Source organism: Pseudomonas sp. JV245A, from assembly GCF_032424515.1.
Taxonomy (GTDB): Bacteria; Pseudomonadota; Gammaproteobacteria; order Pseudomonadales; family Pseudomonadaceae; genus Aquipseudomonas; species Aquipseudomonas protegens.
In genome coordinates this window covers 1-11,818 of record NZ_VYKE01000014.1, presented here as the reverse complement: position 1 = coordinate 11,818, position 11,818 = coordinate 1, and the positions used below count along the sequence as shown (strand labels likewise).

Genomic DNA, 11,818 nt, shown 5'->3' with positions numbered 1-11,818 from the left:
AGCATGGTCGAAGCGCAGGCAGTTTTCGCGCAGAAACTAATAGACTGCCTCTGTTCTGGCATCCCGTTGAGTCTCGGTTATGTTTGGCCGAAGGCTTGTGTCATGATGATCCGACCGCAGGTTAGTCGCCCTCTTCCTATATGAATAGATCTTCCGCGTTGCTCCTCGCCTTTGTCTTCCTCAGCGGTTGCCAATCTCTGGCACCCGTTTCATCGGACGCTACGTCGCCGGTGGAAGACAGCACCTCCGCCCCTGAAAAGCCCAAGGTCTATTCCTCGTTCAGCGAAGACACCGTCTTCAGCCTGCTGAGCGCTGAACTCGCGGGCCAGCGCAATCGTTTCGACATTGCCCTGGACAACTACGTGACCCAGGCCATCAACACCCAGGATCCGGGCATCTCCGAGCGGGCCTTTCGCATCGCCGAATACCTGGGCGCCGACCAGGCTGCCCTGGACACATCGCTGATCTGGGCGAAAAACGCCCCCGACGACCTGGAAGCGCAGCGAGCCGCCGCGATCCAGCTGGCCCGGGCCGGGCGCTATGACGACTCGATGGTCTATATGGAGAAGGTCCTGCAAGGCAAGGGCGATACCCACTTCGACTTTCTTGCCCTGTCCGCAGCCGATACCGACCAGGACACGCGCAACGGCCTGATGAAAAGCTTCGACCGCCTGCTGCAGAAACACCCGCACAACAGCCAGTTGATTTTCGGCAAGGCCTTGCTCATGCAACAGGACGGCGACGCCAAGGAAGCCCTGGCCCTGCTGGAACAGAACCCACCGGAAGACGGCGAAGTTGCGCCATTGCTGCTGCGCGCCCGCCTGCTGCAAAGCCTGAACCGGGGTAAAGAAGCCCTGCCGCTGCTGGAAAAAAGCATCCGCAAGTACCCGGACGACAAGCGCCTGCGCCTGACCTACGCCCGCATGCTGGTGGAGCAGGACCGCATGGAGGATGCCAAGACCCAGTTCTCCAGTCTGGTCCAGCAATATCCGGAAGATGACGAACTGCGCTATTCCCTGGCACTCGTCTGCCTGGAGGCCAAGGCCTGGGAAGAAGCCAAGGGCTACCTGGAAGACCTGATTGCCCGTGAAAGCCACGAAGACTCCGCGCACCTGAACCTGGGCCGGATTGCCGAAGAGCTCAACGACCCGCAAGGGGCCTTGATCGAATACGGCCAGGTCGGCCCGGGCAATGACTACCTGCCCGCACAGTTGCGCCAGGCCGATATCCTGATGAACAACGGCCGCACCGACGAGGCGCAAAAACGCCTGGTGGCGGCCCGCGACGCCCAACCCGACTACGCCATCCAGCTGTACCTGATCGAAGTCGAGACCCTGTCGGCGAACAACCAGGGCGAGCGCGCCTGGAAAGTCATCCAGCAGGCCCTGCAGCAATACCCCGACGACATGAACCTGCTGTACACCCGCGCCATGCAGGCGGAAAAACGCAATGACCTGGCGCAGATGGAAAAGGATCTGCGCCTGATCATCCAGCGCGAACCGGACAACGCCATGGCATTGAACGCCCTGGGCTACACCTTGTCTGACCGCACTACACGCTATGCCGAAGCCAAGACCCTGATCGAGCAAGCCCACCAGCTGACTCCGGAAGACCCGGCCGTCCTCGACAGCCTGGGCTGGGTGAATTTCCGCCTGGGCAACCTGGACGAAGCCGAACGCCTGCTGCGCCAGGCCCTGGAACGCTTCCCCGATCAGGAAGTGGCGGCGCACCTGGGTGAAGTGCTGTGGAACAACGGCAAGCAGCGCGAGGCCAAGCAGATCTGGAGCAAGTTCCTAAAGGATCAGCCCGACAGCCCCGTGCTACGCGGCACCATCAAACGCCTGACCGGATCAGAGACTCTTTAAGACCATGTTTTTGCGCCACTTTATCGTTTTCAGCTTTATCGCCCTGCTGGCCGGCTGCGCCGGCTTCGGTGCCCGCGAGTCCGTCCAGGGCCAGGGCAACCCTGCGCAATGGCGCTTGCACAAGGATCAACTGACCGGCCTCGACGGCTGGCAGATCAACGGCAAGATCGGCATTCGTGCCCCCAAGGATTCCGGCAGCGGCACGCTGTTCTGGCTGCAACGCCAGGACTACTACGACATCCGCCTGTCAGGCCCGCTGGGCCGTGGCGCCGCACGACTCACCGGTCGTCCCGGCCAGGTCAGCCTGGAAGTGGCCAACCAGGGTCGCTATGAATCCGCAAGCCCGGAAACCCTGCTGGAAGAACAGCTGGGCTGGAAGCTGCCGGTCTCGCACCTGGCCTGGTGGGTTCGCGGCCTGCCCGCGCCCGACAGCAAAAGCCGCCTGACCCTGGACGGCGACAGCCATCTGGCGAGCCTGGAGCAAGATGGCTGGCAGGTGGAATACAGCAGCTACTCGCAGCAGAACGGCTATTGGCTGCCCGAGCGGATCAAACTGCACGGCAGCGACCTTGACGTCACCCTGGTGATCAAGGAATGGCTGCCGCGCAAGCTGGGGCAATGAAATGTCCGTGGAAAAACTGACCCTGCCCTCCCCGGCCAAACTCAATCTGATGCTGCACATCCTCGGTCGCCGTGAAGATGGCTATCACGAGCTGCAGACCCTGTTCCAGTTTCTCGACTACGGCGATGAAATCACTTTCGCCCTGCGCGATGACGGCGTGATTCGCCTGCGCACCGTATTCGAAGGCGTGCCCCACGACAGCAACCTGATCGTCAAGGCGGCGAAGAAACTCCAGGAACAATCGGGCTGCACCCAGGGCATCGACATCTGGATCGACAAGGTCCTGCCCATGGGCGGCGGCATCGGCGGCGGCAGTTCGAATGCCGCCACCACCCTGCTGGGCCTCAATCACTTGTGGCAACTGGGCTGGGACGAAGACCGACTGGCTGCACTGGGGCTGACCCTGGGCGCCGATGTTCCGGTTTTCGTCCGCGGGCATGCTGCCTTCGCCGAAGGTGTGGGGGAAAAACTGACCCCTGAATATCCCGAAGAACCCTGGTATCTGGTACTGGTCCCGCAAGTGTCTGTTAGTACAGCAGAAATTTTTTCAGATCCTTTGTTGACACGGAACACCGCGCCCATTAAAGTGCGCCCCGTTCCCAAGGGAAACAGCAGAAACGACTGCCTTCCGGTAGTCGCAAGGCGTTATCCAGAAGTACGTAACGCATTGAATTTGCTAGGTAAATTTACCGAAGCAAAACTGACTGGAACTGGAAGTTGTGTGTTTGGGGGCTTCCCAAGCAAAGCTGAAGCTGATAAAGTCTCGGCCCTTCTTACAGAGACCCTTACAGGGTTTGTAGCCAAAGGAAGCAACGTTTCGATGTTGCATCGCAAGCTGCAAAGTCTGCTCTAAAGGAACCGAGTGCCAGGCATTCGAAGCAACAGATACAGGGGCGTCGCCAAGCGGTAAGGCAGCAGGTTTTGATCCTGCCATGCGTTGGTTCGAATCCAGCCGCCCCTGCCATTTTCCTATACTCATCCAGGTATACCCTCAGCCTTCAGGTACTGCGCGTGTCCAAGATGATGGTCTTTACGGGGAACGCTAACCCCGATCTGGCTCGGCGTGTCGTACGTCAGCTGCATATCCCTCTCGGTGACATCTCTGTTGGAAAATTTTCCGACGGCGAAATTACTGCCGAGATCAATGAAAATGTCCGCGGTAAAGACGTCTTCATTATTCAGCCGACTTGCGCTCCGACCAACGATAACCTGATGGAACTCGTGGTGATGGCCGACGCCTTCCGCCGTTCCTCAGCTACTCGTATCACTGCTGTTATTCCTTATTTTGGTTATGCCCGTCAGGATCGCCGTCCGCGTTCCGCACGTGTGGCTATCAGCGCGAAAGTCGTCGCTGACATGCTCACCGTAGTCGGCATCGACCGTGTTCTCACGGTTGATCTGCATGCTGACCAGATTCAGGGCTTCTTCGATATTCCGGTAGATAACATCTACGGCTCCCCGGTTCTGGTGGATGACATCGAAGATCAGCGTTTCGAAAACCTGATGATCGTGTCCCCGGACATTGGCGGCGTCGTGCGTGCACGTGCCGTGGCCAAGTCCCTGGGCGTTGATCTCGGGATCATCGACAAGCGTCGTGAGAAAGCCAATCACTCCGAAGTGATGCATATCATCGGCGACGTCGAAGGACGCACCTGCATTCTGGTCGATGACATGGTCGATACCGCCGGCACCCTGTGCCACGCGGCCAAGGCCCTGAAAGAGCATGGCGCAGCCAAGGTCTTTGCCTACTGCACACACCCTGTGCTGTCGGGTCGGGCCATCGAGAACATTGAAAATTCCGTGCTGGACGAGCTGGTGGTGACCAACACCATCCCGCTGTCCGCTGCAGCACAAGCCTGTGCGCGTATCCGTCAACTGGATATCGCACCGGTAGTTGCCGAGGCGGTTCGCCGTATCAGCAACGAAGAATCGATCAGCGCGATGTTCCGCTAGGGCCCGTCCCTGGCAGAACATCCCGATGACGAAAAGCGCCCCGTCCCAACCTGTGTTGGGACGGGGCTTTTTTGCCCATATCGCCTTTAGCGCTGGTCGCAAACGCTGGGGCGAGTGTGGTTATTTTGGAGATACAACATGAACGATTTTACTCTGAATGCTGAAGTGCGTTCCGACCTGGGGAAAGGTGCGAGCCGCCGCCTGCGTCGTCTCGCAAGCCTGGTTCCAGCTGTAGTTTACGGTGGCGACAAAGCCCCTGAATCCATCAGCATGCTGGCCAAAGAAGTTGCCAAGCTGCTGGAAAACGAAGCTGCCTACAGCCACATCATCGAACTGAACGTTGGTGGCACCAAGCAGAACGTCGTGATCAAGGCCCTGCAACGTCACCCGGCCAAAGGCCACGTGATGCACGCTGACTTCGTTCGCGTGGTTGCTGGTCAGAAACTGACCGCCATCGTTCCAGTGCACTTCATCAACGAAGCTGCTCCGGTCAAGAAAGGCGGCGAGATCTCGCACGTAATCGCGGAAATCGAAGTTTCCTGCCTGCCCAAAGACCTGCCTGAATTCATCGAAGTCGACCTGGCTGACGCTGAAATCGGCACCATTGTTCACCTGTCCGACATCAAGGCCCCTAAAGGCGTTGAATTCGTGGCCCTGGCACACGGCAACGACCTGGCAGTAGCCAACGTTCACGCTCCACGTGTTGCTCCAGAAGCTGCAGAAGGCGCTGCAGAGTAATTCACTCTGACGCGGGAGTTAAGCGGAGTACATCGCGGACTGGAACGTAGCGAGAAAGCGGGCGAGAACGCGAAGTTTGCCGCAAGGCAACCCAGCTCTTGTCGTCCACTTTCGCCGTAGCACCGGTTGCGGCGATGTCATCCACCACTCCAAAGAAGGGCCCCTATCGTGACTGCCATCAAACTGATCGTTGGCCTGGGTAATCCAGGCACCGAATACGAACAGACCCGGCATAACGCAGGGGCCCTTTTTGTTGAGCGCATCGCCGAAAAACAAGGGATCAACCTTGTCGCCGATCGCAAATATTTCGGCCTGACCGGGCGCTTCAGTCACCAGGGTCAGGACATTCGTCTGTTGATTCCCACCACCTACATGAACCGCAGCGGCCAGGCCGTGGCGGCGCTTGCCGGCTTCTTCCGCATCAAGCCGGAAGAGATCCTGGTGGCCCACGACGAACTCGACTTGCCGCCAGGCATCGCCAAGCTCAAGACCGGCGGCGGCCATGGCGGGCACAACGGACTGCGGGACATCATCGCGCAGCTCGGTAATCAGAATACCTTTCACCGCCTGCGGCTCGGCATCGGCCATCCGGGCGTTGCCAGTATGGTTTCAAACTTTGTCCTGGGTCGTGCGCCACGCGCCGAACAGGAAAAACTCGATGCCAGCATCGATTTTGCCCTCGGCGTGCTGCCGGATATCTTCGCCGGTGAATGGAACCGCGCGATGAAAAACCTGCACAGCCAGAAGGCCTGACTCTACTCCTCGGGGAATACACCATGGGATTCAATTGCGGCATCGTCGGCCTGCCTAACGTCGGCAAGTCCACCCTGTTCAACGCCCTGACCAAATCCGGGATCGCGGCCGAGAACTTCCCCTTCTGCACCATCGAGCCCAACAGCGGTATCGTGCCGATGCCCGACCCGCGCCTGGACGCCCTGGCCGCCATCGTCGTGCCCGAGCGCGTGCTGCCCACCACCATGGAGTTCGTCGACATCGCCGGCCTGGTGGCCGGTGCTTCGAAAGGTGAAGGCCTGGGCAACAAGTTCCTGGCCAACATCCGCGAAACCGACGCCATCGCCCATGTGGTCCGCTGCTTCGAAGACGACAACGTGATCCACGTGTCCAACAGCGTCGACCCCAAGCGCGATATCGAGATCATCGACCTGGAACTGATCTTCGCCGACCTCGACAGCTGCGAAAAACAGTTGCAGAAAGTCGCCCGCAACGCCAAGGGCGGTGACAAGGATGCCGTGGCCCAGAAAGCCCTGCTGGAGCAGTTGATCGCCCACTTCACCGAAGGCAAGCCGGCCCGCAGCCTGATGAAGGACATGAGCGCCGACGAGAAGCTGATCATCCGTGGCTTCCACCTGCTGACCACCAAGCCGGTGATGTACATCGCCAACGTTGCCGAAGACGGCTTCGAGAACAACCCGCTGCTGGACGTGGTCAAGGCCATTGCCGAGGAAGAAGGCGCGATCGTGGTGCCGGTGTGCAACAAGATCGAGGCGGAAATCGCCGAGCTTGATGACGGCGAAGAAAAGGACATGTTCCTCGAAGCCCTGGGCCTGGAAGAGCCTGGCCTGAATCGGGTGATCCGTGCCGGCTACGAAATGCTCAACCTGCAGACCTACTTCACCGCAGGTGTGAAGGAAGTTCGCGCCTGGACCGTGCGTGTCGGCGCCACCGCGCCACAAGCCGCCGCCGTGATCCACACCGACTTCGAAAAAGGCTTCATCCGCGCCGAAGTCATCGCCTACAACGACTTCATCCAGTTCAAGGGTGAAGCCGGAGCCAAGGAAGCCGGTAAATGGCGCCTGGAAGGCAAGGAATACATCGTCAAGGACGGCGACGTGATGCACTTCCGCTTCAACGTGTAATGCCCCTTCAGCCCCATTGCCTGGCAATGGGGCTGATTCCCCCCGCTACATCCAGCGGCCTCAGAAGTAAGTGGTCGCCCCCGCGAAGAACGCCCGCCCGGGCACATAGAAGTTGGTCGATCCGTCCCGCAGGTCTTTATCCAGCAGGTTCTGCACGCCGCCATTCAGGGTCAGCCACTTGGTCAGCGCCAGGTTCGCCGTCAGGTCGTAGGTGGTGTAGGACTGCACGAAATCATTGCCCATGCCCCGCTGCTTGCCGACGTGCTGAGCCGAAAGCTCGGTGCTCAGACGGTCGGTGACCTGCCAGTCCAGCGCACTGAATGCCGACAGTTTGGGTGAACTGATCAGGTCTTCACCGGTGGACAGGTTCTTGCTTTCCAGCATGTAGGTGGCGTTGGTGCGCCAGTTCACGGAGTCGCCCAGCGGCACCCGGGCGGTGCCTTCCCAGCCACGGGTACGGGCCTTGTCGACGTTTTCCAGCATGGTCCACCAGCGGCCCTGGTACTGGCCCAACGGGCCGTATTCGATCTTGTCGGTGAAGTCGGTGTGGAAGTAGGTCAGGCCCGCTTCCCAGCCATCGTGGTCGAACGATAGGCCGATTTCCTTGTTGGTGCTGGTTTCCGGTGTCAGGTTCGGATTGCCCGCCATCCAGCAACTACCAGTGACATAGCCCAACGGCCGTAACGAACCACAGCCCCGGCCTGCGGATTCGGTAGCCGCCCCCGCACTGCCCTCCTTCAGGCTTGGCGCACGAAAACCCTTGGAAACACCGCCACGCACGGTCCAGTCCGGGTGCGGGTGATAGACCACATACGCCCGCGGGCTGTTGTGGTTACCGTACTTGTCGCTGTGGTCGAAGCGGTTGCCCAGGGTCAGGGACAGGTTGTCCAGCAGGAACAGTTCATCCTCGATAAAGGCCGCCGAGTAATCGCCCTTCAAGGTCGAGCCACTGACCGGCGCGCCCTGATAATCCACGGGTACCGTGCCCAGGGTATCGGTGTTGGTCAGCTCTTCACGCTTCCATTGCCCGCCCACCGTCAGGCGCTGGTCCAACAGCAATTGGAAGGGAATATTCAGGCTGCCCTCGACGATCTTCTCTTCCGAGTTGGCTTTGCCCAGGTCAAGGTCGTTGCGGTACTTGTTCAGGTAGGCATCGAGCTTCGAGGTACCAAAGCTCCAGTCGCCGGTATGGGACAGAATGTAGCTGTCGCGGGTCAGGCGGCTGGGGCCGAAGGCGCCACCAACGGTCTCGTTCCAGTCACCAAAGGTCTTCTTTGATGCCCAGGAATGCTCAACGCCATGCACCGCCTCGAAGGACAGGCTCTGCTCCTGGTTGATCTGCCAGTCCAGCAGTGCATTCACGCTCTGATCCTTGGAGCCGCCCGCGCCATCGTCGTACATGAAATCGCCCTGGGCATCGCGCCGCGCCTCTACCTCATCCGCAGCCCGACGCGTGACGTTGGCCCCCAGGCGCAGCCCCAGGGACTCCGTCAGCGAACCTGCCGCATTCACGCTGTACTGAGTGGTCTGGCCGCGGTCGGAATCCTTGGGCACGGTGATATTGGTGCTGGCCGAGCCGGTCCAGGTCCGCGAGACCTTGCGGGTGATGATATTGATCACCCCGCCCATAGCGTCCGAACCATACAGCGACGACATAGGCCCGCGGACGATCTCGATGCGCTCGATCATGTTCGGCGAGATCCAGTTCAGGTCCTGGCGCGCCAGGTCGCGGCGATAACTCAGGTCCGCGGAACTGCCGACCCGCTTGCCATCCACCAGGATCAGCGTGTATTTGTCGTCCAGCCCCCGCAGCTTGATCTTCGACTGCTCGCCCACCGGGCCGAAACCACCGGTCACCCCCGGCACCCGGCGCAGCAGGGTATTGAGGTCATAGACCGGCTGGCGCTCGATTTCCTCGCGGGTGATGACGCTGACACTGGCCGGGGCATCCTTGAGATCCGTGGCACCGCCAGTAGCCGTGACAAAGGCGGTATCCAGTTCCAACGATGCAGGCTTGGCCTCTTCAACCGCATCGCCGGCCTGCGCCAGCGGGGCCAGCAGGCCGACACCGGCGCTTAGCAGAAGCGAATTGAACAGGCATGAGCTGACTTTCATTACAAACGATCCTTGTCGATTCAATGCACCCGGATGGTGCATCAAGGGAGAGAGGGATCGGAGTGTAATGCTAATGAATATCATTTATAAATAGGAATGTTTCCGCACTGTTACATTACGGCTTGCCGCCCGTTGCAGGCAGCGCCCTGAAACGGCCCACTGCATGCGGGTCGCTTCAGGGTCGTGGGCTCAGCAGATTTCTTCGTAAGGCAGGCCCACATAGTTCTCGGCAATGTTCACCAGGCCAGCGTGGGAGTTGAGGAAATATTCGCGATCGGCCTGCTGCATCTTGTGGTCCCAGGCATCCTGCCGGTCGCCGAAATCGTGCAGCAGATTGGTCATGAACCAGCTGAAGCGTTCGCCCTTCCACACCCGGCGCAAGGCCAGTTCGGAATACTTTTCCAGCAGCTCGGTACGCCCTTCGCGGTAGACCTTGACCAGGATCCGGTACAGGTAGCACACATCGGAGGCCGCCAGGTTCAGGCCCTTGGCACCGGTAGGCGGAACGATATGGGCCGCGTCCCCCACCAGGAACAGCTTGCCGTACTGCATGGGCTCCACCACATAGCTGCGCAGCGGCGCGATGCTTTTCTCCAGCGCTGGCCCGGTCACCAGGTCAGCCGCCACCTCTTCTGGCAGACGGGCCTTGAGCTCGTTCCAGAAGCGCTCGTCGGACCAGTCCTCGACCTTGTCGCTCAGCGGCACTTGCAGGTAGTAGCGGCTGCGGGTCAGGGAGCGCTGGCTGCACAGCACGAAACCACGTTCATGCTGCCCATAGATCAGTTCGTGATTGACCGGTGGGGTATCGGACAGCAGCCCCAGCCAGCCGAAGGGGTATTCGCGCTCGTAGTGGGTCAGCACGTCTTCGGGGATGCTCTTGCGCGCCACGCCATGAAAACCGTCGCAGCCGGCGATGTAATCGCAGTCGATGCGCTGCAGCTGGCCGTCTTTTTCATAGGTGATATAGGGCTGCGCGCCCTTCATGTCATGGGGCTGCACCTTGTCCGCCGAATAGATGATCGGCGCTGCGCAGGCAGCGCGGGCCTCCATCAGGTCGCGGGTGACTTCGGTCTGGCCATAGACCATCACCGTCTTGCCGCCGGTCAGGGCCTTGAGGTCGATACGCACGCGCTTGCCGCCCATCAGCAGCTCCACCCCTTCATGGACCAGGCCTTCAGCGTCCATGCGGCGGGCCACACCGGCCTCGCGCAGCATGTCCACGGTGCCCTGCTCCAGCACACCGGCACGGATGCGGCCCAGCACGTAGTCCGGGGTCTGGCGCTCGACAATCACGGTGTCGATGCCGGCCTTGTGCAGCAGTTGGCCCAGCAGAAGGCCGGAAGGTCCGGCGCCGATAATCGCAACCTGAGTTTTCATTGTTGTCGTCTCATAAGGGCATTCCAGTCACCGTGCAGGCGAAATCCGGAATTTATGGTTATTGTTGTACCCCTGCATTTTTGCCGACAAAAATCGCAAAAAATGGTGATTAACCGCCGTAAAAATGCACTTTTGAAAACAGCGTTCGATTATCGAGCATTCCAATCCCTCACCCCCAGGGCCGCGCCCGATGAAAGCCAGTCGCTCCAGCATCCCCGTATTCAAGCTCTACGGCGAAAACCAGGCCTGGCCGACTCCGGACCTGCTGCACTGTGAATCCATCCCCAAGCGCAGCAGCCTGCACCACTGGGAGATCAAGCCGCACCGCCACGCCGACCTGTATCAACTGCTCTATGTGCAAAGCGGACAGGCCCTGGTGGAAGTCGAAGGGCGCCGCGAGGACGTGCGCGAAGCAACCATCCAGGTGGTGCCGCCGCTGATGGTCCACGGCTTTCAGTTTTCCGAGAATATCGAGGGCTACGTGCTGACCCTGGGTGCGCCGCTGGTGGCCCAGCTGGAAAGCCAGCTGGGGGCGCCGCTGGCGGTCCTGGCCGCGGCCGGGCGCTACCCGGTGGGCCGTGACCGGCAGCGCCTCAACAGCCTGTTCAAGACCTTGCTGGAGGAATACGAAGGCAGCGCCTCGGCGCGGGACCTGCTGCTGCATTCGCTGGTCAACGTACTGCTGGTGTGGATCAGCCGCCGACGCCAGCAGAACGTGACGCCCAGCAACCGCAGCGAGCGCAACCAGCAACTGTTGGGGCACTTCATCAAGCTGGTGGAGCAGCATTACCAGGAGCACCCGACGGTGGAAGCCCTGGCCCATCGCATCGGCCTGTCCAGCGTGCACCTCAATACCCTGTGCCGGGAACTGGCCGGGCAGACCGCGCTGCAGATCATCCACCAGCGCCTGATGCTGGAGGCCAAGCGCAACCTGATCTACACCAACATCAGCATCAGCCAGCTCTCGGACAACCTGGGCTTCAGCGACCCCACCTACTTTTCCCGCTTCTTCAAGCGCCTCGGCGGCCAGACACCCAACGCCTTTCGCCAAGGCACCGGGCACACCCGCCAGGGCGGCTGAAGCCCAGGCAAAAAAAAGCCCGGGGCCAGAACCCCGGGCGTTCTATCGCCAGCACGCCTCAAGCCATCAGGCTTTGCGGGTACGCGGCAGGAAGATCGCCAGCACCCCGAACAGCGGCAGGAACGAGCACAGGTAGTACACATACTCGATGCCATGAATGTCCGCCAGGTGCCCCAGCAGCGCCGCACCG

At 60.5% G+C, this 11,818-nt stretch carries 10 protein-coding genes and 1 tRNA gene; 9 read left to right on the top strand and 2 right to left on the bottom strand.

From position 1 onward, the window contains the following. The first annotated feature begins 140 nt into the window (after window positions 1-140). The 8 genes from F6S12_RS06350 (at window position 141) to ychF (ending at window position 7,055) form a co-directional block, all read left to right on the top strand. On the top strand, window positions 141-1,865 hold the full coding sequence (locus F6S12_RS06350) for a tetratricopeptide repeat protein (protein ID WP_011063408.1): 1,725 nt from the start codon (window positions 141-143) through the stop codon (window positions 1,863-1,865). A 4-nt stretch (window positions 1,866-1,869) separates the two neighbouring features. Continuing rightward, on the top strand, window positions 1,870-2,487 hold the full coding sequence (lolB, locus tag F6S12_RS06345; RefSeq protein WP_019095037.1) for a lipoprotein insertase outer membrane protein LolB: 618 nt from the start codon (window positions 1,870-1,872) through the stop codon (window positions 2,485-2,487). A 1-nt stretch (window position 2,488) separates the two neighbouring features. After that, complete coding sequence (gene ispE, locus F6S12_RS06340) at window positions 2,489-3,340, top strand: 4-(cytidine 5'-diphospho)-2-C-methyl-D-erythritol kinase (RefSeq protein WP_315868792.1); 852 nt, start codon at window positions 2,489-2,491, stop codon at window positions 3,338-3,340. 36 nt (window positions 3,341-3,376) lie between these two features. After that, a tRNA-Gln gene (locus F6S12_RS06335) sits at window positions 3,377-3,451 on the top strand. Between the two features lie 47 nt (window positions 3,452-3,498). Next, window positions 3,499-4,440 (top strand): ribose-phosphate pyrophosphokinase, encoded by a 942-nt coding sequence (locus tag F6S12_RS06330; protein ID WP_003171603.1) that lies wholly within the window; start codon window positions 3,499-3,501, stop codon window positions 4,438-4,440. Between the two features lie 138 nt (window positions 4,441-4,578). Then, window positions 4,579-5,178 (top strand): 50S ribosomal protein L25/general stress protein Ctc, encoded by a 600-nt coding sequence (locus F6S12_RS06325; RefSeq protein WP_011063411.1) that lies wholly within the window; start codon window positions 4,579-4,581, stop codon window positions 5,176-5,178. Window positions 5,179-5,346: 168 nt separating this feature from the next. After that, window positions 5,347-5,931 (top strand): aminoacyl-tRNA hydrolase, encoded by a 585-nt coding sequence (gene pth, locus F6S12_RS06320; RefSeq protein WP_315868791.1) that lies wholly within the window; start codon window positions 5,347-5,349, stop codon window positions 5,929-5,931. A gap of 23 nt (window positions 5,932-5,954) precedes the next feature. Beyond that, entirely contained in the window at window positions 5,955-7,055 is a 1,101-nt protein-coding gene (ychF, locus tag F6S12_RS06315; protein ID WP_152686428.1) for a redox-regulated ATPase YchF, read from the top strand. 60 nt (window positions 7,056-7,115) lie between these two features. On the opposite strand, the gene F6S12_RS06310 is transcribed toward ychF, so the two are convergent. Both F6S12_RS06310 and pobA read right to left on the bottom strand, forming a co-directional pair. Next, a complete protein-coding gene (locus F6S12_RS06310; protein ID WP_315868790.1) occupies window positions 7,116-9,170 on the bottom strand; it encodes a TonB-dependent receptor domain-containing protein in 2,055 nt (684 codons plus the stop codon). Window positions 9,171-9,359: 189 nt separating this feature from the next. Continuing rightward, window positions 9,360-10,547 (bottom strand): 4-hydroxybenzoate 3-monooxygenase, encoded by a 1,188-nt coding sequence (gene pobA, locus F6S12_RS06305; protein ID WP_011063415.1) that lies wholly within the window; start codon window positions 10,545-10,547, stop codon window positions 9,360-9,362. A gap of 190 nt (window positions 10,548-10,737) precedes the next feature. Between pobA and F6S12_RS06300 the strand changes: the two genes are divergently transcribed. Beyond that, window positions 10,738-11,628 carry a helix-turn-helix domain-containing protein gene (locus tag F6S12_RS06300; RefSeq protein WP_015636982.1) on the top strand — a complete coding sequence of 297 codons (891 nt, stop codon included), beginning with the start codon at window positions 10,738-10,740 and terminating at the stop codon, window positions 11,626-11,628. The last annotated feature ends 190 nt before the right edge of the window (window positions 11,629-11,818 follow it).